General features: G+C 72.0%; 20 protein-coding genes. 15 read left to right on the top strand and 5 right to left on the bottom strand.

Going from position 1 to position 26,001, the window contains the following annotated elements; all coding sequences use genetic code 11:
• Positions 1-39 precede the first annotated feature (39 nt).
• The 5 genes from ACOKR1_RS17240 to ACOKR1_RS17220 form a co-directional block, all read right to left on the bottom strand.
• Positions 40-3,318, bottom strand: coding sequence for an alpha-L-rhamnosidase N-terminal domain-containing protein (locus ACOKR1_RS17240; RefSeq protein WP_422934150.1), 3,279 nt, complete (start codon positions 3,316-3,318; stop codon positions 40-42).
• Positions 3,318-5,330, bottom strand: a complete 2,013-nt coding sequence (locus ACOKR1_RS17235; protein ID WP_422934149.1) for a DUF6807 family protein — start codon at positions 5,328-5,330, stop codon at positions 3,318-3,320. Before ACOKR1_RS17235 ends, ACOKR1_RS17240 begins: the two co-directional genes overlap by 1 nt.
• Positions 5,331-5,729: 399 nt before the next feature.
• Positions 5,730-5,939 (bottom strand): hypothetical protein, encoded by a 210-nt coding sequence (locus ACOKR1_RS17230; RefSeq protein WP_422934148.1) that lies wholly within the window; start codon positions 5,937-5,939, stop codon positions 5,730-5,732.
• Between the two features lie 71 nt (positions 5,940-6,010).
• The gene (locus tag ACOKR1_RS17225; RefSeq protein ID WP_422934148.1) at positions 6,011-6,220 is read right to left on the bottom strand and encodes a hypothetical protein; all 210 of its coding nucleotides are present in this window, start codon (positions 6,218-6,220) and stop codon (positions 6,011-6,013) included.
• Positions 6,221-6,291: 71 nt separating this feature from the next.
• A complete protein-coding gene (locus ACOKR1_RS17220; RefSeq protein ID WP_422934147.1) occupies positions 6,292-6,540 on the bottom strand; it encodes a hypothetical protein in 249 nt (82 codons plus the stop codon).
• A 481-nt stretch (positions 6,541-7,021) separates the two neighbouring features.
• Between ACOKR1_RS17220 and ACOKR1_RS17215 the strand changes: the two genes are divergently transcribed.
• From ACOKR1_RS17215 to ACOKR1_RS17145, 15 genes are all read left to right on the top strand, one after another.
• Positions 7,022-7,147: a hypothetical protein gene (locus tag ACOKR1_RS17215; protein WP_422934146.1), complete on the top strand. Its 126-nt coding sequence runs from the start codon at positions 7,022-7,024 to the stop codon at positions 7,145-7,147.
• Between the two features lie 62 nt (positions 7,148-7,209).
• On the top strand, positions 7,210-8,799 hold the full coding sequence (locus ACOKR1_RS17210) for an IS1182 family transposase (RefSeq protein ID WP_422933071.1): 1,590 nt from the start codon (positions 7,210-7,212) through the stop codon (positions 8,797-8,799).
• 166 nt (positions 8,800-8,965) lie between these two features.
• Positions 8,966-9,580, top strand: a complete 615-nt coding sequence (locus tag ACOKR1_RS17205; RefSeq protein WP_422934145.1) for a DUF624 domain-containing protein — start codon at positions 8,966-8,968, stop codon at positions 9,578-9,580.
• Positions 9,573-11,702 (top strand): beta-galactosidase, encoded by a 2,130-nt coding sequence (locus tag ACOKR1_RS17200; RefSeq protein WP_422934144.1) that lies wholly within the window; start codon positions 9,573-9,575, stop codon positions 11,700-11,702. The genes ACOKR1_RS17205 and ACOKR1_RS17200 overlap by 8 nt, the downstream gene beginning before the upstream one ends.
• Positions 11,689-14,313 carry a hypothetical protein gene (locus tag ACOKR1_RS17195; protein ID WP_422934143.1) on the top strand — a complete coding sequence of 875 codons (2,625 nt, stop codon included), beginning with the start codon at positions 11,689-11,691 and terminating at the stop codon, positions 14,311-14,313. Before ACOKR1_RS17200 ends, ACOKR1_RS17195 begins: the two co-directional genes overlap by 14 nt.
• A gap of 59 nt (positions 14,314-14,372) precedes the next feature.
• Positions 14,373-15,935, top strand: coding sequence for an extracellular solute-binding protein (locus ACOKR1_RS17190; RefSeq protein WP_422934142.1), 1,563 nt, complete (start codon positions 14,373-14,375; stop codon positions 15,933-15,935).
• A 65-nt stretch (positions 15,936-16,000) separates the two neighbouring features.
• Positions 16,001-16,972: an ABC transporter permease gene (locus tag ACOKR1_RS17185; RefSeq protein ID WP_422936676.1), complete on the top strand. Its 972-nt coding sequence runs from the start codon at positions 16,001-16,003 to the stop codon at positions 16,970-16,972.
• Entirely contained in the window at positions 16,972-17,844 is an 873-nt protein-coding gene (locus ACOKR1_RS17180; RefSeq protein ID WP_422934141.1) for a carbohydrate ABC transporter permease, read from the top strand. Before ACOKR1_RS17185 ends, ACOKR1_RS17180 begins: the two co-directional genes overlap by 1 nt.
• A gap of 36 nt (positions 17,845-17,880) precedes the next feature.
• On the top strand, positions 17,881-18,537 hold the full coding sequence (locus tag ACOKR1_RS17175; protein WP_422934140.1) for a rhamnogalacturonan acetylesterase: 657 nt from the start codon (positions 17,881-17,883) through the stop codon (positions 18,535-18,537).
• Complete coding sequence (locus tag ACOKR1_RS17170) at positions 18,530-19,243, top strand: DUF1961 family protein (protein ID WP_422934139.1); 714 nt, start codon at positions 18,530-18,532, stop codon at positions 19,241-19,243. The genes ACOKR1_RS17175 and ACOKR1_RS17170 overlap by 8 nt, the downstream gene beginning before the upstream one ends.
• Positions 19,244-19,418: 175 nt before the next feature.
• Positions 19,419-19,871, top strand: coding sequence for an L-rhamnose mutarotase (locus tag ACOKR1_RS17165; RefSeq protein ID WP_422934138.1), 453 nt, complete (start codon positions 19,419-19,421; stop codon positions 19,869-19,871).
• Positions 19,868-21,037 carry an L-rhamnose isomerase gene (gene rhaI / locus ACOKR1_RS17160; protein WP_422934137.1) on the top strand — a complete coding sequence of 390 codons (1,170 nt, stop codon included), beginning with the start codon at positions 19,868-19,870 and terminating at the stop codon, positions 21,035-21,037. The genes ACOKR1_RS17165 and rhaI overlap by 4 nt, the downstream gene beginning before the upstream one ends.
• Positions 21,038-21,194: 157 nt before the next feature.
• Positions 21,195-23,228 (top strand): bifunctional aldolase/short-chain dehydrogenase, encoded by a 2,034-nt coding sequence (locus tag ACOKR1_RS17155; protein WP_422934136.1) that lies wholly within the window; start codon positions 21,195-21,197, stop codon positions 23,226-23,228.
• Positions 23,225-24,805 carry a rhamnulokinase gene (locus ACOKR1_RS17150; RefSeq protein ID WP_422934135.1) on the top strand — a complete coding sequence of 527 codons (1,581 nt, stop codon included), beginning with the start codon at positions 23,225-23,227 and terminating at the stop codon, positions 24,803-24,805. The genes ACOKR1_RS17155 and ACOKR1_RS17150 overlap by 4 nt, the downstream gene beginning before the upstream one ends.
• A gap of 168 nt (positions 24,806-24,973) precedes the next feature.
• Positions 24,974-25,951 carry an NAD(P)-dependent alcohol dehydrogenase gene (locus ACOKR1_RS17145; RefSeq protein WP_422934134.1) on the top strand — a complete coding sequence of 326 codons (978 nt, stop codon included), beginning with the start codon at positions 24,974-24,976 and terminating at the stop codon, positions 25,949-25,951.
• Positions 25,952-26,001: the final 50 nt, after the last annotated feature.

Here is a 26,001-nt window from a genome sequence, read left to right as displayed (position 1 = left end):
CACTGATTGCAACGACGCCGCCCGCGGGGTTATTCCGGACTATGTCTCCGTTTTTTCGGCGACCCGGCCGAGCCGGTGGCGACCCGGCCCGAGGAGCCGCCGCGCGCCGTCGTCCGTGGCCTCGTTGAAGCCCGCGCCGCCCGGCGGCTCTGCCCGCGCCTCCGTGCCCGGGGGAAGCTCGCACTCGAGTTCGGCCCCCGCCGCGGTGCGCCGCCACGCGATCCGCAGCGTGCCCTGCTCGATGGGGAGTTCGGCCCGTGCCCACTCGAGCCGGCACTCGGGCACCCGGAGCTCGAAGCGGCCCGGGGCCACGCGCCGGAGCCCGAGGATCCCGTCGACGAGCACGGGCCACGCCGCCGCGGACCACGCATGGGACTGGCTGTGGTCGGAGCCGGGCTCGAGCTCCCACGATTCCCACGAGAACGTGGCACCCTGCGCGAGCCAGTGGAGCGGGCCCCGCCCCGGGCTGTCCAGGATCACGCCGAGCGCACGGTCCACGAGGCCCTCGTGCACGAGCGCGCCGAGCAGCCGATGCCACGTCATGGGCCCCATGCGCAGGCCGAGGCCGGCGGCGCGGAGGGCATCGGCGGCCCGGAACTCGGGCGCGGTGGCGCCGACGGCGAGCGGGAACACGGTCGCGTGCTGGGACGCGTGCGGGCTCGGCGAGCCGTCCGCCCGGAGGCCGTCCACGAACACGCCGTCCACGCGGAGCGTGCGCTCCATCGCCTCGGCGAGGGCCGCGGCGCGCTCGTTGAGCAGGGCGGCGTGCCGGTCCCGACCCACGAGCTCGCTGAGCCGCGCGGTCGCCGCGAGGGCCGAGAACGCCTGTGCGTTCACCGTGGTCCGCACGGCCGTCTCCATGTCGTAGCCATAGCGGTTAGGGGCCGGCCAGTCGACGATGCCGTGCAGGTACGGCCCGCCGCCGCCCTCGAGATCGGTCACGAGCCCGGCGCACGGGCCGCCTTCCGCGAGGGAGCGCAGGGCGTAGCCGCACGTCGCCTCGAGCGTGGGGAGGAGCTCGGCGACAAACGCGTCGTCGCCGGTCGCGGCCCAGTACGCCTCGGCCCACTCCGGGAGCATGAGGGTGAAGTCCGGGATGTCCCGCTTGCCGTCGCCGTTGGGGTAGACGGCGTTGACGCGTCCGCGCTCGTGCGGCGCGTCCCAGTACCGCCGCCCCGACCACGCGAACTCGCGCAGGCCCTGGCGCGTGAACTCGCGCTCGCCGAACGCGGCCATCGTCGCGTAGGAGATATTGGCGGCGTCCGCCAGGAACTGGCCCTTCTCCCGCGTCGGGGTGTCCACGAAGCGCTCCTGGACGCCGTGGAGCGCCGAGTCCTGCAGGAGGCGGAGCGCGTCGGTGAGCCGCGGATCCGAGCATTCGACGCTCGCCTCGCCCGGGTGCGCCCCGTGGACGACGGCGGCGTCCAGCCGGGCGGGTGCGGCGCCGTCGATCTCGAGGTAGCGGAAGCCGAGGTGCACGCGCGCGTCGAAGCCGCGCGAGTCGCAGCCGGGGTCGGTCGGGGCATCGGGGCCGCCCGCGAGGAACGACATGTCGGTGTTCTGGCTGGGCAGCGTGGCGTCGTCGACGCGGCCATCCGGCTTCAGCTCGTAGCCTGCGCGCAGGCGCACGGGCTGTGATGGCGCCGGTTTCGCGGGCTCCCAGCTCGCGCGCGGGCGGCGGGCCCGGACGGTGCCGAAGTCCGCGACGCGCGTGCCGTCGGCGGCCTCGAGCCAGCGGACGGGCTCGTCGCGATGCTCGCTGGTGTGCGCGCGGCGCGGGTGGAGGATAGGGAACGCCTCCGACGGATGGGCGCCGAGAATCCGCGCCCGCTCCCAGCCGGAGTCGTCGAAGCCCGGCGCGTCCCAGCCCGCGGGCAGGTCGCCGAGGGCGTGCTCGATGGGGTCGCCCTCGTCGTTGCGATAGCCCGCCTGGCCGTAGGGCGCCTCGGCGGCGCGCCATTCGGGGCCGGTCGCGACCACGGCCCGCGAGCCGTCCTCATACTCGACCCGGAGCTCGGCCAGGATCCCCGGCTCGGTGGATGCGCGGCCCTGCCCCGGCCCGTACCAGTGCGAGAGGATCGCGATCGCAACGCGCGAGCCAGGGGCTCCCGAGCCGGAGGCGAGCAGCGCTTCGGTGACGTCGGCGGCGTCATAATAGTCCTCGCCGGGATAGCCGAACGAGGAGAGCCCGAGGACCTCGCGCCCGCCGATCGACACCCACGCCTGATGGCGTGCGGCCGCGTACAGGACGGCGCGGCGTACCGGGCCTGCGAGGGTGGCCTCCGCTCGTACGAGCGTCCACTCGTCCGGCTGGCGGAACGGCGTCGTGGCCGTCCAGCCGTCGAGGCCCGCCGAAGACTCGTAGCGGAACGTCTCGGTGCCTGCGCCGTCGCTGAGTGTGAGAGATCTGAGTGCGCCTTCGGCGCGGGGTGCAGCGTGCAGCCCCACGAGGCGTCCGGTGGGATCTAAGGAGGAGGTGGTGGGCAGAGGCGTGTCGAGCACGGGCCGGCCGTCGACCGCGACCGCGAGCCTTCCGCCTCTCGCCTCGGCCCGGACCCGATGGAACGGCCCACTCCCGGGGAACGGGGGTCTGCCCGCCTCCGCGAGCTCGGGCGCGAAGACCGCCTCGGCGAGCGGCGCCGTCGTCCAGTCGTCGGGCCCGCACGGCTGCTCCCAGCGCGGTGCGGGACGCAGGGCCACGGTGCCGCGGCCGAGCTCGAGCAGGAGACCGGTGCCCGGGCCGTCGCTGTGGAGGACGATCCCGGCTGCCCCGAGCACAGGGCGGAGCTCGGCCTCGAGAACGAAGTCGGGCCCCGCCTCGGCGGGGACCGGCAGGAACGGGGTGCCGTGCCAGCGCAGTTCGCCCTCGGCGATTCGCAGGGGCGCGCGGCCGCCGGGGGCGCGGGCGATCCACTGCGCGGACCACGCGCCGTCGCTGTCCCGCGAGTCGAACAGCCCCGTGCCGAACGCATGCTCTGCGCTCCACGGTCCCCACGCGCCGTCGTCCGTCTGGAGCCGCACGCGCCACAGGCATGCGGTGCCGGCCGGGAGCGGCGTGTCCGCGGGGACCATGACGCGAGTCGTGGCGTGACGGGGGAGCGGGACGCGCCCGGGCGCCCACAGGACCCGGCCGTCCGCGCTTCGCACCTCGGGCTCGGCCGCGACGGGCTGGAGGCTCGCGGTGGGGCGGTTTTGAGAGGCCGGGCGGGCGAAAGCATCGGCCTGCCACGCGAGGCGCGGTGTGGGCCCCGCCGTGAGGCAGGCCTCCGCGCCCTCGACGCGCAGCCGGACCGGACGGAGGCCGGACTCGGCGGCCATCAGGCGGCGCCGCCCGCCGCGCTGGCCACGAGCGCCGCGGCCCGGTGCGCGTCGACGGGGCCGTCGACGAACCACACGCGGAACGTCCGCGCGAGCGAATCGCCCGCGCCGAGCTCCACGGCGCGCTCCCACGCGAGCGCCGAGCCGATCCCGGGGTAGCCGGCGAGGCGCACGAACCACGGATCGTCCGGCGCCTCGGGCGCGGCCGCGATCACGACCCCGGCGCTGCGGCTCCCGAAACGCGCGCTCCACGCGATCCACGCCGCGGCGTGCCCGTGCACGGCCTCCTCGCCCTCGGCGGCCGGCGTGAACACGCGCGCGTCCTCGCACGGCGCGAGCCGCAGGAAGAAGCCGCCGTAGCCGCCGCCCGCGTTCCCGTTCGAACCGGGACCGCCGAGGCTCACGGGCCCCGCCGCCGTGAGCCGAGTCGCGAGATCGAGCCGCCACGCGCCGTCGCCCGCTGGCTCCGCGCTCGCGGCGCGCTGCTCGCGGAGGAGGGTCGCGCCGTCGTGCGCTTCCCAGCGCAGACTGAGGTCGAGCCGCCCCGCGGAGGCCTCGACGCGTTCGGCCGCGATGCGCCCGTGGTCGGGGCGCCACACGTAGCGGCCGGCCTCGCGCGTGTAGGTGCGGCCGCCCCACAGGTTCGTGCCCGAGACGTCCTGAAGCGCCCAGCCGAGCCCGAGGTGCCACGGGTGGTCGAGCGGCAGGTGGTCCGTCACGACGGTTCCCGCGAGCGTGCGCACGGGGTGCAGATACGGTCGCGGCGAAAGCGTCGGGGCGATCCCGGAGCCGCTCCGCAGCTCGGCGACCGCGGGGCCGTTCGGGAGGGTGAGCTCGGCGATCGGTTCCTGCGGCGCGGCCCACGGGAGGCCGAGCTCGGAGAACGTGGCCTGGGCGCGGACCGCGCGCTCAAGCGCCTCCTCGATGTCGCGCACGATCGGCCGCGCGGCCTGGCGCTCGCCAACCCAGTCCACCAACTCGGCCGGGATCTGGCGCGGGGCCGGGGCCGTTCGCACGGCCTCGAGGACGCGCATGAACGCGCCCGCGTCGGCGAGCGAACTCAGCAGCGGCGAGCCCGTGCGGAGGTGGTCGAGGAGGTTCTCGGTGAGGTCCGTGCGGCCGTAGCGCTCCTCGCGCTCGCCGGCGGCGGTGCGGACCACGAGCCGGTCCTCGGTGTAGAAGAACTGGGCCTCGCCCTCCGTGCCGTAGACCGTGACCCAAGGCTCGGCGGATTGGGCGGCGCACAGCGTGAGCGCGCACGTGATCGGGAGCCCGGTCGAGGTCACAATCCGCACGGCCGACGTGTCGTCGGCGTCGATGCTGTGCGCGTGGTACAGGTCCACGTCGATGCTCGCGACGTCCTCCTCGCGGCGCGCCCCCGCGATGCGCAGGGCGGTCGCGACGGCGTGCGCGAGCGGATTGGTGACGACGCCGTCCACGACCTCGACGCCGTCGAGCACGCGCTTGCCGGCCCAGCGCGAGCGTGCGTAGTACGCGAGGTCTCGGGTCCACACGCCGATCGCGCCGACCGCCCGCAGCGTGCCGATCTCGCCCGAGGCGAGGAGGCTCTCGATGGCCGGCAGCGCGTGGGAGCCCAGGCTCTGGAAGCCGATCTGGACCGCCGCGTCGCGGCGTGTGGCGTGGGAGAGGAGTTCGCGGTATGCGCCGAGCGACGGCACGGGCGGCTTCTCGAGGTACAGCTGGGCGCCCGAATCGAGGGCTGTGGCGCCGAGCGGGCCGTGGGTGTGGAGCGGCGTCGCGACGATTGCGATGTCCGGGGCGGGGCGGTCGGCGAGCAGCTCGTCGAGGGAGGCGAACTGCGCCGTAGCCTCGGGCAGTGTGTCGGCGTCCGGCGGGCGCGGGTCGGCCACAGCGTCGAGGACGACGGCGCCCGCTCGGCTCAGGCGGTCGAGGTTGCGCAGGTGCACGAGGCCGAAGCCGTGGGCGCCCACGAGGGCGATCCGGGCCGGGACGGCATAGGTCTGGGCAGTCGGGGATGCGGGGGTGCTCATGGAGCTCCTTTGCGCCGTGGCCCGCGGGGCGGGGAGGTTGGAAAGCGTTTTCCGACAGTCTGGCACGCTACCGGGGAGTCCGTCTAGCGACGGCTGATCGCGCCCCAGCCCCGGCGGCGCGGCCGGTCGCTTGGCGGCGCGGCCGTCCCCTTCGTGGGCGTGGCCGGTCGTTTGGCGGCGCGGCCGTCCCCTTCGGGGCGCGGCCGGCCCTGACATGGTCGACCGCCGCTTGGCCGTCTCGAATCGACACAACCGTCCCGAGACGGCACGACCGTCCGGTCTGCCGCCTGGCCGTCCGGCATGCCGCCTGGCCGTCCGTGAGAGGCATAACCGTCGGTTGTGCGGGACGGTTTTGCCTTCGAGGGGCGGTCATGTTGCGCCGAGGGACGGTTGTGCGGCTTAGTGCCGGTTCGTGAGACTCGTGAGTGTTTCGTGGCCGCGCGTTGCCCGGGACGGCGTGACCGCGACAGTGGGACTGCCTCGGGACAGCATGGCCGTCCGGTACGCGGCCTGGCCGTCCGTGGGGGGCACGACCGTCCGGTACGCGGCCTGGCCGTCCGTGGGGGGCACGACCGTCCGGTATGCCGCCTGGCCGTCCGTGAGAGGCATAACCGTCGGTTGTGCGGGACGGTTTTGCCTTCGAGGGGCGGTCATGTTGCGCCGAGGGACGGTTGTGCGGCTTAGTGCCGGTTCGTGAGACTCGTGAGTGTTTCGTGGCCGCGCGTTGCCCGGGACGGCGTGACCGCGACAGTGGGACTGCCTCGGGACAGCATGGCCGTCCGGTACGCGGCCTGGCCGTCCGTGGGGGGCACGACCGTCCGGTACGCGGCCTGGCCGTCCGTGGGGGGCACGACCGTCCGGTATGCCGCCTGGCCGTCCGTGAGAGGCATAACCGTCGGTTGTGCGGGACGGTTTTGCCTTCGAGGGGCGGTCATGTTGCGCCGAGGGACGGTTGTGCGGCTTAGTGCCGGTTCGTGAGACTCGTGAGTGTTTCGTGGCCGCGCGTTGCCCGGGACGGCGTGATTGCGACAGCGTGACCGTCTCGGGACAGCATGGCCGTCCGGTACGCGGCCTGGCCGTCCGTGGGGGGCACGACCGTCGGGAACGCCGCCTGGCCGTCCGTGGGGGGCACAACCGTCCGGAACGCGGCCTGGCCGTCCGTGGGGGGCACGACCGTCCGGTATGCCGCCTGGCCGTCCGTGAGAGGCATGACCGTCGGTTGTGCGGGACGGTTTTGCCTTCGAGGGACGGTCATGTTGCGCCGCGGGACGGTTGTGTGGCGGGCGGGGTGGTTGTGGCACGGATATGGGCGAGAGCGGCGGTGGTGCAGCCCGGCGGCAGTCGGCGGCGGGCCCGGGGGGCTGTGGCGAACGGCGGCAGACTCGTCGGCGGCGGGCCCGGGGGGAGCTGTGGCGGACGGCGGCAGACTCGTCGGCGGCGGGCCCGGGGGAGCTGTGGCGAACGGCGGCAGACTCGTCGGCGGCGGGCCCGCGGGAGCCGTGGCGAACGGTGGCAGACTCGTCGGCGGCGTCCGAGAGCGTTCACAAAACGATTTCAATCCAAGCATTGACGCGCCGGTCCAGCGCTGCTAATTTTTCGTGGAAACCGGTTTCCAAGTGACGCGGGGCACACCCCTTGGTCACCTCTGACCGGATCCGGGAGCAGCCCGCCCGGACGACTCGAGGAGGAGCATGAGCGGACGGCAGTGGTCAGCGCGCGCCTATGACGCGTTCGACGCCGTGGGCTGGATGGCTCGGCTCAACCTCGCGTGGCTCGCCGCGACCCTCGCGGGAGGCGTGGTCCTAGGAGACTGCTGAAGAAGTCGGGCGGGCGGGGCGCGCCTCCCTGCTTCGGGCCGGGGAGGGTTAAGACTGGCTTCATGCAGGGTCGCGACGATGGACAGCGTGAGTTCCTTGACGTTGAGGCGCTGGCCGGGCATCTGCTGGTTCCGGGCAGCGTCTTCGCCTTCCTGGCCGGGCATCGGCTGAAGCTGTTCCCGGCGGAGATGTTCGAGGATCTCTTTCCCTCGGGCCGGGGCCGGCCCTCGGTCCCGCCCGAGGTGGTCGCCACGGTCCTGGTGCTGCAGGCGTTGAACGGGCTTTCGGATCGCGAGGCTGCCGAGGCGGTGACCTTCGACCTGCGGTGGAAGGCCGCCTGCGGCTTCGCGGTCGCGGACCGGGCGTTCCATCCGACCACCCTGACCTACTGGCGGCGCCGGCTCGCGGCCAGCGCCCGGCCGCAGCGGATCTTCGAGGCGGTCCGGGACGTGGTGGCCGCGACCGGCGCGGTGGGCGGGGGGACGCGGCGGGCGCTTGACTCCACGGTGCTGGACGACGCGGTTGCCCGGCAGGACACGGTCACCCAGCTGGTCGCCTCGATCCGGCGGGTCGGCCGGGAGGTCTCCGGCGCGGAGGCGGTGATCGCCGCCGAGTGCACCCGGCTGGCCGGGCTGACCGGGCAGGACTACGCCTCGGCCGGGAAGCCGCGGATCGTGTGGGACGATGCGGCCGCGCGCGACGGCCTGGTCACAGCCCTGGTCAACGACGCGCTCGCGCTGCTCGCGGCGCTGGACGTCGATGCCGCCCAGGCCGCGGGCGGGAGGCCTGCGGAGGCGGTGGCGCTGCTGGCGCTGGTGGCCGGGCAGGACGTCGAGCCCGCGGAGGACTCCGACGGCAGCGACGGGCGGTGGCGGATCGCCCGCAGCGTCGCACCGGACCGGATGATCTCCACCGTCGACCCGGAGACCCGGCACGCGCACAAGACCCGGGAGCGCCGGCAGGACGGGTTCAAGGCCCATGTGGTGGTCGAGCCGGAGACCGGGCTGACCACCGCGGTGAAGCTGACCAAGGCCAACGGCCCGGAGAACTCCGACGCATCCGTCGGCAAGGACCTGGTCGCCGCCGACCCGACGATCGCCGGGCAGGAGGCCGTCGAGGTGCTCGGCGACTCGGCCTACGGGTCCGGGGAGATGCTGCACGCCCTGGACCAGCGGAAGTGGACCCCGATTATCAAGCCGTGGCCGCTGCGGCCCGCGGTCGAGGGCGGGTTCACCATCGACGACTTCGCCCACGACGGCGAGGCAGGGACCCTGACCTGCCCGGCCGGGCACACCCGCCGGCTCACCAAGACCCGCAAGGCCGTGTTCGGCGCCGTCTGCGCCCACTGCCCGCTGCGATCGCAGTGCACCACGGCCAGAGACGGTCGCAAGATCGAGGTGCATCCCCACGACCTGCTCCAGCGCGCACACCGCAGGCGGGCCACCGCGGAAGGCTTCCAGACCACCTATCGGGCCAAGCGGCCGATGGTCGAGAGATCGATCGCGTGGCTGACCCGGGGCAACCGCCGCGTCCCCTACCGGGGCGTGGAGAAGAACAACAGCTGGCTCCACCACCGGGTCGCCGCCCTGAACCTCAGGCGACTGCTCGCACTCGGCCTCAGCTTCGACAACGGAACCTGGCAGCTGGCCTGATCGCGCCGCAGGCCCCCAGAAGACAGCCTCGAACCCAACGCCAGGGGCACCACGACGCCCTGCACAGGCGGGACGGACCCATGCTGCACCCAGAGCCGACCAAAACCCGCCGTTCGACTGGCCAAGGCGGCACCGATCACGCCACCAGCCAACCTGCGAAGGGAGCTTGTTCAGCAGTCTCCTAGGCCTCGGCCCGGCGACCCTCGCGGCCCACGAACTCGTGCGCCGCCGCGAGCTCGGCGAAACCGGCCCCGTGCTGCGCCCCTACGTCGCGGCGCTGCGCGGATCGTGGCCTCGGGGGCTCGCTCTCGGGCTTCCGCTCGAGGCCGCATGGGCCGCCGTCGCCGTGAACTGGCTTCACTTCTCGGCGAGTCACGCCGCGCTGGACCAGGGCGTGGCCGGGGCCGTCGCGTTCGCGGGAGTGTATCTCGCGGCCGTCACGTGCCTCGCGTTCCCGCTCGCGGCGCGCTACGACGTGCCGGCGTTCCGCGCCCTTGCGTTTGCCTCGCGCTTCGTGCCGCGCCAGCTTCCCGGCGTGGCGCTCGTCCTTTTCATCGGCGCCGTGGTGCTGTTCGCGAGCGTCGCGGTGCCTGGCCTCGTGCCGTTCGCGAGCGCGGGCGCCTGGATCATGCTCACCGGCCACGTGTGCCATCGGCTTTTCGAGGCCAACGACGCCTCCGTCGCGGAGGCCGAGGCGTCCTCGAAGGCGACCGTCCGGCAGGCGGGTGCGGATGCGCCGTCGTCCGCCAAGCCGCGCATTGCAGGGGTGCGCCGTGGCTGACTCCCGCACCCTCCTGGGTGCCGGCATCCGCTACGGCGCGGCCGTGTACCCCGAGGTCACAGGCATCGACACGCTCGCGCGAGACGCCGAGCACATGGCCCGGCTCGGGATGGACGCTGCGAGGCTCGGCGAGTTCATGTGGGCCGCGCTCGAGCCAGCGGAGGGCGCCATCGACGCGTCGCTGCTGGTGGAGTCGGTCGAGGTCCTCGCCTCGCGAGGCCTTCGCTCGATCGTCGCGACGCCCACCGCGGCACCGCCCGTCTGGTACACGCACGGCAGGCCGAACCGCCTGCATCGCACGGCCGAGGGGCTTGCCCTGGGCCACGGCTCGCGCCAGCAGGCCTGCGAGCGGAACACCGACTTCCGCGCGGCCGCCAGCCGCATCACGGACGCCATCGCGGCGGCACTCGCGGGGAACCGCGGCGTGCTCGCATGGCAGGTGGACAACGAGCTCCGCTCCCATGTGACCGAGTGCTTCTGCGCCGCCTGCGCGTCCGCGTGGCCCGAGTGGCTGCGCCGCCGCCATGGGGAGGTGGGAGCACTCAACGCCGCGTGGAGCAGTGCGATCTGGAGTGAAACGTATCAAGAACTCGCCCAGGTCCCGCTCCCCGGCCCCACGCCGTTCCTCCACGCGACGGGCCTCCTCGCCGACTTCCGCCGGTTCTCCCGCGAGGGCGCCACGGACTTCGTGCGGGGGCAGGCCGCCGTGATCCGCCGGCACAGCGCGCTGCCCGTGACCCACAACAGCGGCCTCGGCTTCGCGCTCGACAACGCGGCGCTGTTCGAGGACCTTGAGTTCTCCGCGTTCGATTCCTACGCCGCCGCGGACAATTACCCCGCGTTCCTGCTCAACCTCGACCTCTTCGCGCACCTCGGCCCGGCGGGCCGAACCGTCGTCATGGAGACGAGCCCCTCGCATGCGGGCTCGGTCCGCTCGCAGCCCCGGCCGCATCCGGCCGGCTACGTCGCGGCCGAGGCGTTCGCGAGCGCCGCCGCGGACGCCGCGGGCTTCCTGTTCTGGCACTTCCGCCAGCACGCGGGCGGGAGCGAACAGCCCCACGGTTCCGTGCTGAGCGCGTGGGGCGCACCCACCATCGGCTACGCCGCGGCGGAACGGGCCGGGAAGCTCCTGGCCCAGCTCGGCCCGCTCCTCCGCGCGAGCAAGCCCGTCCCGCCCGCCGTCGCGATCTCGTGGTCCGACGACGCCCGCGGCTACCTCGACGCCGAGCCGCTCACGGGAGGCGACTACCGCACCCACGTCTCCCGACTCCACGCACGGCTCGTCCGCGCGGGCGTGCGGCGCGCCGCCCTGCCTGACGGCGCCGGACCCTCCGAGGGCCTCCGCGTCATGATCACGGCCTTCCGGCCGTGGCTCCCCGCCGACGAGCTCGAGCGCTGGCTTGCGTGGGTGCGCGACGGCGGAACGTGGGTCGTGGGCCCGCACACGGGAACCCGCACCGAGCACCACGGCTGGCACACCGACGCGGCACTCGGCGCGCTCGAATCCGCCGCGGGCGTCGAGGGCGTCTACCAGTTCCCGGCCGCCGGGACGGGCACGCGCATCCGCCTCGGCGGGCGCGAGGCCGAGTTCGACGGCCCGCTCACCGCCCTCGCCCTGCGCGGCGCCACCGCGCTCGCGACGATCGAATCCGGCCCGGCCGCGGGCCTCGCCGCCGTCACGGAACACCGGATCGGCGCGGGCCGCCTCATCCTCGTGGGCGGCTTCCCCGCGGACGACGGCGCGTGCCCGCCTCCCGACGGCAGCGCCGCGCCCGCAGCGGCCGGCGTGTGGGACGCGCTCCTCGCCCATGCCCTCCGCGACGTCGACGACCCCGCCCTCCCGACCGAACCCGGCGTCGTCGAGTACGCCCGGCGCGGACCGGACGGCCTCGAGCACTGGCTCGTGAACCTCGACGGCGCCGAACGCGCCGTCACGCTGGGCGGCCCGGCCCGCTCTCTCCTGACCGGCCACACGCACCCCGCGGGCCGTGTCGCGCTGCCCGCCTACGGCTGGGCCGTCCTCGCTGAATCGGCAGACCCGAGCACCGACGAGACCCCCGAATCCCCGCACGAATCCCCGCACGATTCCTCTCACAAGGAGACCCCGCATGCAGTGGCTTGACGGCGCCCCGCGCGCCCGCACCGCGACCGACTACGGCTACCCCTGGAACCCCGGCGAGCTCCTGCCCGAGGACGTGAGCCGCCTCGCGGCCGGACCCGGTGTCGAGCACGAGGCCCGCCTGCTCGCGACGTGGCCGGACGGCTCCGTCAAGTGGACGGGTCACACCGCGATCGTCGGGCCGGAGACGGATCCGGCGGACCTCGCGCCCGGCGCGGACCGGCCCACCCCCGGGGGCGCCGCGCCGCTCGCCGTTCAGGACGGCGACGGCGTGCTCGTGGACTCGGGCGCGCTCGCGTTCCGGGTCGACGGTCACGGGGAGACGCTCACGGGACCGATCAGCTCGCCGGACGGCCGCATCGCGGCGAGCGGGCTCCGCCTCGTCGCGTCGCTCACGGGCGGCCGCGTCGCCCGCGTGAGCATCGACGGCGCCGACGTCGAGACGCCGGGGGCCGTGCGCGCCGTCGTCCGCGTCCACGGCACGGTGACGGTCCAAGCGGCCGGTGAGGAGGGCGGCGACCCTGACGCGGCCCCCAACGCGGCCGGCGAGGAACTCCTCGCGTTCGTTGTGCGGCTCACGGTGCACCGCGGCCTCCCGCGCGTCGCGGTGACCCAGACCCTCGTGTTCCGCGAGGCCGCCGCGGACCGCGTCATCGCGGGGCTCGGTCTTCGCGTGGACCGCCCGCTGCGCGGCGAACCGATCAACCGGTGGGTCCGCGTCGCGGGGGACGCCGCCGTCTACACCGAGCCCGCCCAGCTGCTCATGTCCCGCCCGTTCGCGGGCGCCAACGCGCCCTACGACCGCCAGCTTCAGGCCCTGCCCGTCGCCGAGCCCACGGGTACCGCGCCGGAGGACGAGCGCGAGCGGCGCCTGTTCGCCGTCGGCCGCGAGAACGCGGTGTGGGCCGCGTTCCGGCTCACGCAGGAATCGGATGCGTCGTGGCGGCTCGAGAAGCAGACGGCCGCCCGGCTCGCGCCGGTCAAGATCGGGCGGGGTCGCCGCGCGCTGGGGCTCATCGAGGCGGCCGACGGCGACGGCGGGCTCGCGCTGTCCCTGCGCGGCTTCTGGCGCAAGCATCCCGCGGCCCTCGAGGTCGAGGGGCTCGACGGCGACGCCGCAACGGTCACGGCGTGGGTGTGGGCGGAGCGCGGCGGCCCCATGGACCTGCGGCACTACACCGACCGGTGCCACGTCGAGAGCGCGTACGAGGGCTTCGACGAGCTGCGCTCGACCCCGCACGGCGTGGCCAACACGAGCCACGTGGTCCTCGACGTCACCCCACCGGGGCTCACCGCCGCCGAACTGTGGGAGCTCGCGTCCGAGCGCGACCGGCCCGCCCAGCCCGTCGCCGAGCCCGCGCGCTACGCGGCGACAAGCGCGCTCGGCGCCGCGTGGTCGCTGCCGGAGCCCGAAGCCTCCCCTCTCGCGGCCGCGATCGAGGCCCGCTTCGCCGAGCTGCGCGGCTTCTACGCGGGCGAGGTCGAGCGCCGGGGCTGGTTCGGCTACTGGGACTACGGCGACGTCATGCACAGCTACGATCCGCACCGCCACCAGTGGCGCTACGACCTGGGCGGCTTCGCGTGGGCCAACAACGAGCTGTGCCCGAACCTGTGGCTCTGGCAGGACTTCCTCCGCACGGGCAGCGCCGAGGCATACCGGCTCGCCGAGGCCATGACGTGGCACAGCGCCGAGGTGGACCGCCACCACGACGGCCCCTACGCCCAGCTCGGCTCGCGCCACAACGTGCTGCACTGGGGCTGCGGCTGCAAGGAAGTGCGCATCAGCATGGCCACGCTCCACCGGCCGTACTACTACCTCGGCGGCGGCGACGAGCGGATCGGCGAGCTCCTCGCCGAGGTCTCCGACGCCGAGCACGCACTGGGCCGGCTCGACCCGATGCGCGAGTTCTACCCGCGCCCGGAGGGCCGCACCCACGTGCGGATCGGGCCAGACTGGGCGGCACTCGTGGCCAACTGGGCCACGGCGTGGGAACGTACGGGCTCCCCCGAGCACCGCGACAAGATCCTCAAGGGCCTCGCCCAGCTCGAGGCCATGCCGCTCGGCCTCCTCTCGGGGCCCACGCTCGAATTCGACCCCGACGCGCTCGATCTCCACCACATGGGCCTCGGCACCGCGGGCGGCTTCCACATGATCATCGCGTTCGGCGCGCCCCAGGCGTGGCTCGAGACGGCCGAGCTGCTGGACCACGACGGCTTCCGCGCGATGCTCGCCGACTTCGGGGCCTTCTACGCGATGGACGACGGCGCCAAGCGCGCCGTGAGCGGGGGAGCGCTCGACGACTCGCACTTCTCGTGGCCCTACATGGCCTCCGGGATGATGGCGTACGCCGCGTGGTACCGCCGGGACGAGAAGCTCGCCGCCCACGCGTGGAAGCTCCTCCTCGACGCCGCGCAGGTGCCGCTCGGCGAGCCGCTCTCCGGGGCGGTCCAGCGCGTCACGACGTGGACCGAGGTCGAGGAGCTCCCCTGGCTCTCGACCAACTGGACCTCGCAGTGGTGCCTCAACGCGATGCTCGCCCTCGCCCTCGTCGGCCCGCCGGACGCGCTCAGGTGGGGCGCGCCGTCGTCCGTTCCCGCGGGCGCACAGCCCTGAACCAGCCCTCTGACACACCTACACCGCTCCACCCACCCTCACTCAAAGGAGAGATGACCATGACCCCTTCCCTCGCGCGACGATCTCGGATGAGACAAGCCGTGGCCGTCACCGCCGTCGCCAGCACGCTCGGGCTCCTGCTCGCGGCGTGCGGCGGCGGCACGCAGACCGCGGCCGACTCGAGCACGGTCACGATCATGGCCCCGTACTTCAACGCCGACCCGCCCTCCGCCGACGGGCAGATCGCGAAGAAGCTCAACGAGCTCACCGGCAAGACCGTCAAGATCACGTGGGCGCCCAACGCGCAGTACGAGGACAAGACGAACATCACGCTTGCTTCGTCGGACGTGCCGCAGGTCATGGTGGTTCAGGGCAAGTCGCCTGGCTTCGTCAAGAACGCGCAGGCCGGGGCGTTCTGGGACCTGACGGACAAGCTCAAGAACTACCCGAACCTCGCCACCAACATGCCGGACATCCAGAAGAACGCGAGCGTGAACGGCAAGGTCTACGGCGTGTTCCGGGCCCGCCAGGCCATGCGCACGTCCGTGATCATCCGCAAGGACTGGCTCGACAAGCTGCACCTTGCGATGCCGAAGACGGTCGACGACCTCTACACGATCGCGAAGGCGTTCACGCAGGACGATCCCGACGGCAACGGCAAGGCCGACACGACCGGCATCGAGATCCCGAAGTGGCCCGGCGGCCCCTGCACGAACAGCCCCTACGACGTCATCGAGACGTGGTTCGGCGCCGGCAACTGCTGGACCCAGCAGGACGGCAAGCTCGTGCCGAGCTTCGAGACCTCGCAGTTCCTCAAGGCGGACGCGTTCATCAAGAAGATGGTGAGCGAGAAGCTCATCAACGCCGACTTCGCAACGTTCGACAGCACCAAGTGGAACGAGCCGTTCCTCACGGGCAAGGCCGGCATCATCATCGACGTCGACTCGCGCGTGAGCCAGCTCATCACCCTCTACAAGCAGCAGCACCCGGACGACTACCAGAACTTCGTGACGTTCACCGGCAACCTCACGGGCCCCGATGGGCAGCTCCACGCGCTTCCGACCGCGGGTTACGCGGGCTTCCTGGCGATCCCGAAGGCGAGCGTCAAGACCGACGCCGACCTCGACAAAGTGCTCACGTTCCTCAACAAGCTCAACAGCGCGGACCTCGAGAACCTGCTCAACAACGGCATCCAGGACGTCAACTACACGGTGACCGACGGCAAGGCCGCCCCGGTGACCCCCGCGACAGATGCCTCGAAGGCCGTGACCAACGAGGTCCAGAGCGGCTACGGGCAGCTCGGCACAAATGTGATCGGCAACCAGTTCTACCCGGCGAAGCAGGCCACGCCGTACGAGCAGTCCGTCTACGACCAGCGCATGGCGATCACGACGGCGGATCTCAAGAGCGCCGTCTTCAACCCGGCCGCGCCGTTCGTCTCGCCCACGTACGTCTCCAAGGGCGCCCAGCTCGACAACATCATCGCCGACGCCCGCATCAAGTATTTCGCGGGGCAGATCGATGAGCAGGGCCTCAAGGACGCGATTGCACGGTGGGAGTCGAGCGGCGGCAGCCAGGTCAAGGACGAGATCAACAAGCTGTACTCGGGCGGCGGGCAGTGAGCACTGCCCAACAGTCGAGCGCGGCCCAAAAGTCGAGCGCGGCCCAAAAGTCGAGCGCTGCCCAGCTGAGCGGCGTCGAGCTCGAGTCACGGGAGCGGGCAGCGGTCAAGGCGCCGCTGCCCGCCCCGCGGCGGCGAGGCTTCCTCGCGCATCTCGCGTACTACAAATGGCTCTATCTGCTCCTGCTGCCGGGCCTGATCTACTTCGCGGTGTTCCGCTACGCGCCGATGTACGGGGCGAGCATCGCGTTCAAGGACTTCGTCCCGTTCCTCGGCATCGACGGGAGCCCGTGGGTGGGGCTGCGGAACTTCGAGGACTTCTTCTCGAGCCCGGACTTCGTCCGGCTGCTGGTCAACACGCTCCTGCTCGCGCTCCTGAACCTCGGGGTCGGGTTCCCCATCACGATCCTCATGGCGCTCCTCCTGAACGAGGTACGCCTGCAGGTCCTCAAGCGCACGGTGCAGACCCTGGTCTACATCCCGCACTTCCTGTCCTGGACGATCGTGGCCTCCCTGACGTTCCTGCTGTTCGCGCTCGACGTCGGGCCCCTGTTCAAGTTCCTCAACGACGCCTTCGGCACCCACATCGACTACCTGTCCGACCCGGGCTGGTTCAGGCCGCTCATCGTGCTCCAGAGCGTTTGGAAGAACACCGGCTGGGGCACGATCATCTACCTCGCGGCCCTCGCGACCGTGGACCAGGAGCAGTATGAGGCCGCCGTGATCGACGGTGCGGGGCGGTTCCGGCGGGTCTGGCACATCACGCTGCCCTCGATCCGCTCCACGATCGTCGTGATGCTCATCCTCGCCATCGGGGAGATCCTCAACACCGGTTTCGAGCAGATCTTCCTCATGACGAACGCGCTCAACCGCAGCGTGGCGGACGTCTTCGACACGTACGTGTACTTCGTGGGCATCACCCAGGGCGCGTACAGCTACAGCACCGCAGTGGGGCTGTTCAAGTCAGTGGTGGGCATCGTGCTGATCTTCGGCGCGAACTGGCTCGCCAAGCGTTTCAACCAGAGCGGACTGTTCTGATGAAGATCCATAACACCCGCGGCGGCCGGGCCTTCGACGCCGTCAACTACGTGTTCCTCGCGGGCGTGGGCCTGCTCATGCTCGTGCCGTTCGTCTACGTCATCGCGGGCTCGTTCGCCACCGAGGCGGAGATCACGCGGCGGCCGTTCTTCATCTGGCCCGAGCAGTTCACCACCGCCGCCTACCAGTACATCTTCTCCACCCCGGCGTTCCCGCGGGCCCTCATCACGACGATCCTCGTCGCGGCCGTCGGCACGCTCATCCAGCTCGCGCTGACGGTCACGATGGCCTACCCGCTCGCGAAGCGGAACCTCAGGGGCCGCCGCCTGGTCCTGAACCTCGTGGTGTTCGCGATGGTGTTCTCCGGCGGGATGATCCCCACGTTCCTCGTGGTCAAGCAGCTCGGCCTGCTCAACACGTACTGGGCGCTCATCCTCCCGGCGGCGATCAATCCGTTCAGCCTCATCATCATCAAGAACTTCTTCCAGGATCTCCCGGCCGAGCTCGAGGAGTCCGCGAAGATCGACGGCGCCACCGAGGTCCAGATCCTCCTGCGCATCCTGCTGCCCCTGTCCAAGCCGATCCTCGCGACGTTCGCGCTGTTCTACGCCGTGGGCATCTGGAACGACTTCATGAGCCCGCTGCTGTACCTGAGCGACAGCAGCATGTGGACGCTCCAGATGTATCTCAGGCAGGTCACCGCTTCGGCGGATCTCCTGGGTACCGGCGCGCTCGATCCGAACTACGTCCCGCCCGAGCAGGGGATCAAGTTCGCGGTCATCGTCGTCGCGACGCTGCCCATCCTCGTGTTCTACCCGTTCCTGCAGAAGCACTTCGCCAAGGGCATGCTCATCGGCTCCGTCAAGGGCTGAGCGCGTTCCCGAAGGCCCCGAGGCCGAAAGGACTCCATGAAGATCATCCTGGCCGGCGACTCGACGGTCGCCGCGTGCCCCTCCCACGAGTACCCCATGAGCGGGTGGGGCCCCGCGCTGCCCCCGCACGTGTACCGGTGGGCCGCCGTCCACAACCTCGCGAAGGGCGGGGCCTCGACCGAGTCGTTCCGCGAGGAGGGACTGTGGGAGGCGGCGCTCGCGCTCGCGCGGACGGGAGACGCCGTCGTGCTTCAGTTCGGGCACAACGACCAGAAGCGCGAACATCTCGCGCCCCGCGCCGGGTACGCGGCGAACCTGCGGCGCATGGTCGGCGAGGTGCGGGAGCGAGGCGCGGTGCCGGTGCTGTGCACGCCCGTCGAGCGGCGCCAGTTCGTGGGCGGACGGCCCGAGCCCACGCTCGGCGATTATCCCGCGACGGTCCGCGAGCTCGGCCTGGAGCTCGGGGTCGGCGTGATCGACCTCAACGCGTGGACGCGCTCGCTCTATGGGGAGCTCGGCGAGGATGGCTCCATCCGGCTCTTCACGCACCTCGCCCGCGGCGAGCACCATCATTGGGCCGACGGCCTCGAGGACAACACGCACTTCAGCGTCGAGGGGGCCGAGCGCGTCGCGCGGCACGTGGCCGAGCAGCTGGCGCCGCTCGTGCGGGAGCCGGAGGCCGCCCGTGGCTGACGTCCTGTACGAGAACCCGTTCGCGAGCCTCGGCGACCTCGAGGGCTGGGTCGACGAGGGTCCCGTCCGCGCGGAGGCGTGGGAGGACGCAGTGGGGGGCGGCGCCGTCGTCCTTTCCAGCACGGGCGACGAGGCCGCGGTGGGTGACCACGCGCATTTCACGCTCTGGTGCCCCGAGCGCTTCCCCGACCGCATCCGCGCGTCGTGGGAGTTCCGGCCCGTGAGCGAGCCGGGGCTCGCCATGGTGTTCGTGGCCGCCGAGGGCGCCGCGGGGGAGGACCTCTTCGATCCCGCCCTCGCGCCCCGCACGGGCTACTACCCGCAGTACCATTCGGGCGACATCCGGGCGCTGCACGTGAGCTACTTCCGGCACAAGCACGCGTCCGAGCGGGCGTTCCGCACGTGCAACCTGCGCAAGAGCCCGGGCTTCCACCTCGTGGCCCAAGGCGCGGATCCGCTCCCGCCCGCCGAGGATGCGGACCGGTTCTACCGTGCCGAGCTCGTCAAGGTCGGGCGGCGGCTCGCCTTCTCGATCGAGGGCCTGCCGCTGTTGGACTGGACGGACGACGGCGCGGCCGGACCGCCGCTTGCGGGCGGCCGTTTGGGCTTCCGGCAGATGGCGCCCCTCGTGGCGGCGTATCGGAACCTGCGGGTTGAGGCGCTGTGGCCGTCGGAAATGCCGTATGACCGTCTATGGAAGGCATGACCGTCGCTCGTGCGGGACGGTTATGCCTCTCTCCGACGGCCAAGGGGCGTTTCCGACGGTTGTGCGGGGTGCCCGCTCTTGACCCCCTCAGCGGTCGGCTCTATTCTGGTGAACGAGACGTTTTGAATCGATTCAGAATCGGCGGCACGGACGCCGCCCCACCCACAGGAGCCCCATGAGCGAGACCGCGACGCGGCGGATCTGCTTCCAGCAGTGGATCCACCCCGACCGCATCGAGGAGTACAAGCGGCGGCACGCCGCCGTGTGGCCCGAGATGCTCGAAGCCCTCGAGGCCACGGGCTGGCGCAACTACTCGCTCTTCCTGCGCCCCGACGGGCTCCTCGTCGGCTACGTCGAGACGGACAGCCTCGACGCCGCGACGGCCCGCATGGCCGCTTTCGAGGTCAACGCCCGCTGGCAGGCCGAGATGGCGGATCTCTTCGACGGGATCGAAACGCCCCCGGACGAATCCTTCGTCCCCCTCGAGGAGGTCTTCAACCTCGAGGACCAGCTCGCGGTCGCCCGAGCGGCCCATCCGGCGCGCGCAGCTGCCCTCGCGATCAACCCCGCCGGCCCCGATGCGGCCCACGCGACCAACCCCGCACCCACCACAGGAGATCACGCATGAGCACCACGGAAGTACGCATCCCGGAGGCTCTCGATCGCCTCGCGATCGAGGTTCCCTCGTGGGCGTACGGCAACTCGGGCACGCGCTTCAAGGTGTTCGGCACGCCCGGCACGCCGCGCACCGTCGAGGAGAAGCTCCAGGACGCCGCGAAGGTCAACGAGCTCACCGGGCTGGCCCCGAGCGTCGCGCTGCACATCCCGTGGGACAAGGTCGAGGACTACGCCGCGCTCCGCGAGTACGCCGAGGGCCTCGGCGTGAAGCTCGGCACGATCAACTCGAACACGTTCCAGGACGACGTCTACAAGTTCGGCTCGCTCACCCACTCGGACACCGCCGTGCGCCGGCGAGCGATCGAGCACCACCTCGAGTGCATCGACATCATGGACGCGACCGGCTCGCGCGACCTCAAGATCTGGCTCGCGGACGGCACGAACTACCCTGGCCAGGATGATATCCGTGCCCGCCAGGACCGCCTCGCCGAGTCCCTCGGGGAGATCTACGCGCGGCTCGGCGAGGACCAGCGCCTCGTGCTTGAGTACAAGTTCTTCGAGCCGGCGTTCTATCACACCGACGTTCCGGACTGGGGCACCTCGTACGCCCAGACGCTCGCCCTCGGCGAGAAGGCGTTCGTGTGCCTCGACACGGGCCACCATGCCCCGGGCACCAACATCGAGTTCATCGTCGCGCAGCTCCTGCGCCTCGGGAAGCTCGGCTCCTTCGACTTCAACTCGCGCTTCTACGCCGATGACGACCTCATCGTCGGAGCCGCGGATCCGTTCCAGCTCTTCCGCATCATGGTCGAGGTGGTCCGCGGCGGCGGCCTCGAGCCGAACTCTGCCGTGGCCCTCATGCTCGACCAGTGCCACAACCTCGAGGAGAAGATCCCGGGCCAGATCCGCTCGGTGCTCAACGTCCAGGAGATGACCCTTCGCGCCCTGCTCCTCGACCGCTCCGCGCTTGCGGAGGCCCAGGGCAACCACGACGTCCTCGCCGCGAACGCCGTGTTCATGGACGCGTTCTACACCGACGTCCGCCCGGCTCTCGCCGCGTGGCGCGAGGAGCGCGGCCTCCCCACCGACCCGATGGCGGCCTACGCCGCGTCCGGCTACCAGAAGCTCATCAACGACACCCGCGTGGGCGGCACCCAGGCGGGCTGGGGCGCCTAGCCTCCGTTCCCTGGGCGGTCCTGCTCATCTAGCCGCCCTCGCCCGGCGTGCCGCGCCGCGACACGCCGGGCGAGGGCGCTCAGGCCGCTCCCATGTGGGCAGGAGCGCACGTCTCCACCTCCGAATTCCAAGACTCATCAAGAGGAACTCTGAAGCCATGAACCAGACCGTCGCTGATCTGCTCGCCCGCTCGAACCGGCTGGGCGCCGACAAGCGCAACACGAACTACGCCGGCGGGAACACGTCCGCCAAGGGCACCGAGACCGACCCCGTGACGGGAGAGCCCGTCGAGCTCCTGTGGGTCAAGGGCTCGGGAGGCGACCTCGGGACGCTCGCCGAGAAGAACCTCGCGGTGCTGCGCCTCGACCGGCTGCGCGCCCTGAAGGGCGTGTACCCGGGCGTCGAGCGCGAGGACGAGATGGTCGCCGCGTTCGACTACTGCCTCCACGGCAGGGGCGGCGCCGCGCCGTCGATCGACACGGCGATGCACGGGCTCGTCGACGCCGCGCACGTGGACCACCTCCACCCCGACTCCGGCATCGCGATTGCGACCGCGGCCGACGGCGAGGCCCTCACCGAGAAGATCTTCGGCGGCAGGGTCGTGTGGGTTCCGTGGCGCCGCCCCGGCTTCCAGCTGGGCCTCGACATCGCCGCGATCAAGGACGCCCACCCCGACGCGATCGGCACGATCCTGGGCGGCCACGGCATCACGGCGTGGGGTGCGACGAGCGAGGAGGCCGAGGCCAACTCGCTGTGGATCATCGCCGAGGCGGAGAAGTACCTCGCGGAGAACGGCCGCCCGGAGCCGTTCGGCCCCTCGCTCGACGGATACGGCGCGCTGCCCGAGGCCGAGCGCCGCGCGAAGGCGGCGGCCCTCGCGCCGGTGATCCGGGGCCTGGCCTCGGCTGACCGGCCGCAGGTGGGCCACTTCACCGACGATCCCCGGGTCCTGGACTTCCTTGCCTCCGCCGAGCACCCGCGCCTCGCGGCCCTCGGCACATCATGCCCGGACCACTTCCTGCGCACGAAGGTCGCCCCGCTCGTCCTCGACCTGCCCGCCGACGCCGGGATCGAGGAGAGCGTCGCGCGCCTCAAGGAGCTGCACGCGGCGTACCGCGAGGACTACGCGGCGTACTACGACCGCCACGCCGACTCGGAATCGCCCGCGATGCGCGGCGCGGACCCGGCGATTGTGCTCATCCCGGGCGTGGGCATGTTCTCCTACGGCAAGGAAAAGCAGACGGCTCGGGTCGCGGGGGAGTTCTACCTCAATGCCATCAACGTCATGCGCGGTGCCGAGTCCGTCTCGACGTACGCCCCGATCGACGAGAGCGAGAAGTTCCGCATCGAGTACTGGGCGCTCGAGGAGGCCAAGCTCGCGCGCATGCCGAAGCCGAAGTCTCACGCGACCCGCATTGCGCTCGTGACCGGCGCGGCGTCGGGCATCGGCAAGGCGATCGCGACCCGGCTCGCGGCCGAGGGCGCGTGCGTGGTCATCGCGGACCTGGACCTCGAGAAGGCCCAGGCCGCCGCGGCCGAGCTGGGGAACGCCGACGTCGCGATCGGGCTGCGCGCGGACGTCACCGACGCCGCCGCCGTCGCCGCAGCGGTCGACGAGGCGGTCCTGGCCTTCGGCGGGATCGACCTCGTGGTCAACAACGCGGGCCTGTCCATCTCGAAGCCGCTCCTCGAGACGTCCGAGAAGGACTGGGACCTCCAGCACGACGTCATGGCCAAGGGCTCGTTCCTCGTCTCCCAGGCCGCCGCGAAGGCCATGATCGCGCAGGGCATGGGCGGCGACATCGTGTACATCTCCTCGAAGAACTCGGTCTTCGCCGGCCCGAACAACATCGCCTACTCCGCGGTCAAGGCCGATCAGGCCCACCAGGTCCGCCTCCTCGCCGCCGAGCTCGGCGAGCACGGAATCCGCGTCAACGGCATCAACCCCGATGGCGTGGTCCGCGGCTCCGGAATCTTCGCCGGCGGCTGGGGCGCCAAGCGCGCGGCGGTCTACGGCGTGCCCGAGGAGAAGCTCGGCGAGTACTACGCGCAGCGCACCCTCCTCAAGCGAGAGGTCCTGCCCGAGCACGTCGCGAACGCGGCCGCCGTCCTCACGAGCAACGAGCTCTCCCACACCACGGGCCTGCACATCCCCGTCGACGCCGGCGTCGCCGCCGCCTTCCTCCGATGAGTGGGCGCACCTCCCAGGGCACGGGCCCGGGCGTGCGCTCCGGCCTTCGCTGCTACGCAGCCATCGACGTCGGCGCCTCCTCGGGCCGCGTCATCCTCGCCACGGTTTCGCGTGGGTCGAGCGGGAACGACGGCGGGTCGCGTGCCGGAGGCAACACCGCCGGCGGTGCCCCTCGGGTCGGGCTCGGCACGGCCGACGGCGCCCCGAAGGTCACGCTCGAGATCGTCCACCGCTTCCCGAACGGCGTGCTTGACGACGGCCCGAGGGGCGACGGCACCACGGTGCTCCGCTGGGACGTGTGCGGGATCCTCGCCGAGGTCCAGAAGGGCCTCGCGAAGGCGGGGGAGCTCGCGACGTCCCGCGGGCTGCGGATCGAGAGCATCGGCATCGACACATGGGCCGTCGACTACGGCCTCGTGGACTCTGCCGGGCGCCTCCGACTCCCGGTGCACGCGTACCGGGACTCGCGCACGGACGCCATCGTGCCGGTGGTCCACGGGAAGGCCTCGCCCGAGCGGCTGTACGCGGTAACCGGTCTGCAGTTCCTGCCGTTCACCACGCTGTACCAGCTTGCGGCTGAGCCGGAGCTCGGCGGACTGCAGGCGCTGCTGATTCCGGACCTGCTCGCGTTCTGGCTCACGGGCGCTCGCCGCACGGAGGAGACGAACGCGTCCACCACGGGGCTGCTCGACGCTCGCTCGGGGACGTGGTCCGCGGAGCTGTTCGAGGCCCTCGGGCTGCCCGAGGGCCTGTTCCCAGAGCTCATCGCTCCGGGCGAGGCGTACGGCACGCTCCTGCCCGCCGTCGTCGAGCGCACGGGACTTCCGCCGGACACGCCCGTGGTCGCCGTCGGCTCCCACGACACCGCCTCGGCCGTCGCGGCCGTTCCCGCGGCGCCGGGGGAGGACGTCGCGTACATCTCCTCGGGGACGTGGTCGCTCGTGGGCGTCGAGCTCGGGGCCCCCGTGCTCACGGAGGCGAGCCGCGCCGCGAACTTCACGAACGAGCGCGGCGTGGACGGCACCATCCGGTACCTTCGCAACGTCGGGGGCCTGTGGCTCCTGAGCGAATGCCAGCGCGAGTGGGCCGCCCAGGGCCTCGACCTAGCGCTCGAGCAGCTCCTCGCCGACGCCGCCGCGCTCCCGGCCGGCGGCCCGCAGGTCGACGCCGATTCGGATGAATTCATCGCGCCCGGCGACATGCCCGCCCGGATCGCGGCCGCCGTCGAACGTCGCGGCGGCACGCTCTCGGGGGAGCCGGCCGGGCTGGTCCGGTGCATCCTCGACAGCCTCGCCGCCGCGTACGCGCGCACGCTTGCGCAGGCGGAGGCCCTCTCGGGCCGGCGGCCGCGGGCCGTGCACGTGGTCGGCGGGGGGTCGCAGAACGAGCTCCTGTGCCGACTTGCGGCGGAGGCGACGGGGCTGCCCGTCCTCGCCGGGCCGGTCGAGGCGACCGCCCTCGGCAACGTGCTCGTCCAGGCCCGCGCGGCCGGGGCTCTCTCGGGAGGGCTCGAGGCGCTCCGAGCCTCCGTGCGAGCAAGCGTCGAGCTGCGCGAACACGTGGCGGTAACGGCCTAACCCCATTCGTCTCGGGCAAGGGCCCGCGGGGATTCATCTGGCTGGCGGCCCTTCCCGTGCGCGAACTGACCCCCGATTGACAGTCCGAGACCGCCTGCCCAGACTCGACTCAGGGGGCCAGCACGCTGCCCCGCGGGGTCGCGGGTCTGATCAAGGTGAAGGCGTCAGATGAAGGCGGTTGTCTACGACCACTACGGGCCGCCCGAGGTCCTGCGCCCCGAGGATGTGCCCCAGCCCGAGCCGGCGAGTGACGAGCTCCTCGTCAAGGTCCACGCCGCCGCCGTCAACCGTCTGGATGTCCACAGCCGCGAAGCCAACGCGAGCAACGGACCGGTGATCAGCCTCATCAGCCGCCTGATCTTCGGTGTGCGGGGACCTCGCCATCGCATCGTCGGCAGCGAATACTCGGGCGAGGTGGAGCGAGTCGGTGCCGCCGTCCGCGAATTCAGCCCGGGCGATCGGGTTTTCGGGGTGACCAGTCTTCGCTTCGGCGCCAACGCCGAATACGTGACGGTGCGGGAGCGCTCGCGCGTGGGGCTCAAGCCTGTGAACGCGAGCTTTGAGGAGGCGGCCGGCATCGCGGACGGCTTCCTGAACGCGATCGGATGCCTTCGGCAGGCCCGGCTGCGGCCCGGATCGAGTGTGCTGGTCTATGGAGCCTCGGGCTCGATCGGCACGGCGGGCGTACAGCTGGCGCGGCACGGCGGCGCCGAGGTCACCGCGGTGTGCCGGGCCAAGGACTTCGACCTTGTGCGCTCGCTCGGCGCGAGCGAGCTCATCGACTACACGCAAGAGGACTTCACGGAGAACGGCAAGAAGTACGACGTGGTCTTCGACGCCGTGGGCAAGCTGTCGTTTACGAGCTGCCAGCGGTCGCTGAACCCGAACGGGTGGTATCTGCCAACGGACGGGGCCGTCAACCTGTTGCTGATCCCCGTGACCAGGCTGTCGGGTGACAAGAGGATCGGCGTCGCCGTCGGATCGAGGAATCCACGCGAGGACCTCGCGTTCCTCAGGCAACTCGTCGAGACGGGGCAGTATCACCCGGTCATCGATCGCGTCTACGCGATGAATGAGGTGGTTGAAGCCGCCCGGTACGTCGAGAGCCAGCAGAAGGTGGGCAACGTCGTGCTCAGGATCGCCTGACCACCAGCGCCTGCCTCGGGCGGGCCGGGCGGACGACGGCGGGCGGCCGG

Origin of the sequence: Sinomonas sp. P47F7 (assembly GCF_049332655.1) — a bacterium.
In the GTDB taxonomy this organism is placed as follows: domain Bacteria; phylum Actinomycetota; class Actinomycetes; order Actinomycetales; family Micrococcaceae; genus Sinomonas.
The sequence above is the reverse complement of the archived record's forward strand: the minus strand, read 5'-3'. Positions and strand labels throughout refer to the sequence as shown.

Excerpts from the sequence above, each read along its gene's own strand:
- ACOKR1_RS17180 (WP_422934141.1), top strand. The coding sequence starts at position 16,972 with ATGAAGATCCATAACACCCGCGGCGGCCGGGCCTTCGACGCCGTCAAC.
- ACOKR1_RS17235 (WP_422934149.1), bottom strand. The coding sequence starts at position 5,330 with ATGAGCACCCCCGCATCCCCGACTGCCCAGACCTATGCCGTCCCGGCC.
- ACOKR1_RS17145 (WP_422934134.1), top strand. The coding sequence starts at position 24,974 with ATGAAGGCGGTTGTCTACGACCACTACGGGCCGCCCGAGGTCCTGCGC.
- ACOKR1_RS17155 (WP_422934136.1), top strand. The coding sequence starts at position 21,195 with ATGAACCAGACCGTCGCTGATCTGCTCGCCCGCTCGAACCGGCTGGGC.
- ACOKR1_RS17240 (WP_422934150.1), bottom strand. The coding sequence starts at position 3,318 with ATGGCCGCCGAGTCCGGCCTCCGTCCGGTCCGGCTGCGCGTCGAGGGC.
- ACOKR1_RS17165 (WP_422934138.1), top strand. The coding sequence starts at position 19,419 with ATGAGCGAGACCGCGACGCGGCGGATCTGCTTCCAGCAGTGGATCCAC.
- ACOKR1_RS17230 (WP_422934148.1), bottom strand. The coding sequence starts at position 5,939 with ATGCCTCTCACGGACGGCCAGGCGGCATACCGGACGGTCGTGCCCCCC.
- ACOKR1_RS17220 (WP_422934147.1), bottom strand. The coding sequence starts at position 6,540 with ATGCCTCTCACGGACGGCCAGGCGGCATACCGGACGGTCGTGCCCCCC.
- rhaI (WP_422934137.1), top strand. The coding sequence starts at position 19,868 with ATGAGCACCACGGAAGTACGCATCCCGGAGGCTCTCGATCGCCTCGCG.
- ACOKR1_RS17210 (WP_422933071.1), top strand. The coding sequence starts at position 7,210 with ATGCAGGGTCGCGACGATGGACAGCGTGAGTTCCTTGACGTTGAGGCG.
- ACOKR1_RS17215 (WP_422934146.1), top strand. The coding sequence starts at position 7,022 with ATGAGCGGACGGCAGTGGTCAGCGCGCGCCTATGACGCGTTCGACGCC.
- ACOKR1_RS17190 (WP_422934142.1), top strand. The coding sequence starts at position 14,373 with ATGACCCCTTCCCTCGCGCGACGATCTCGGATGAGACAAGCCGTGGCC.
- ACOKR1_RS17225 (WP_422934148.1), bottom strand. The coding sequence starts at position 6,220 with ATGCCTCTCACGGACGGCCAGGCGGCATACCGGACGGTCGTGCCCCCC.
- ACOKR1_RS17175 (WP_422934140.1), top strand. The coding sequence starts at position 17,881 with ATGAAGATCATCCTGGCCGGCGACTCGACGGTCGCCGCGTGCCCCTCC.
- ACOKR1_RS17195 (WP_422934143.1), top strand. The coding sequence starts at position 11,689 with ATGCAGTGGCTTGACGGCGCCCCGCGCGCCCGCACCGCGACCGACTAC.
- ACOKR1_RS17150 (WP_422934135.1), top strand. The coding sequence starts at position 23,225 with ATGAGTGGGCGCACCTCCCAGGGCACGGGCCCGGGCGTGCGCTCCGGC.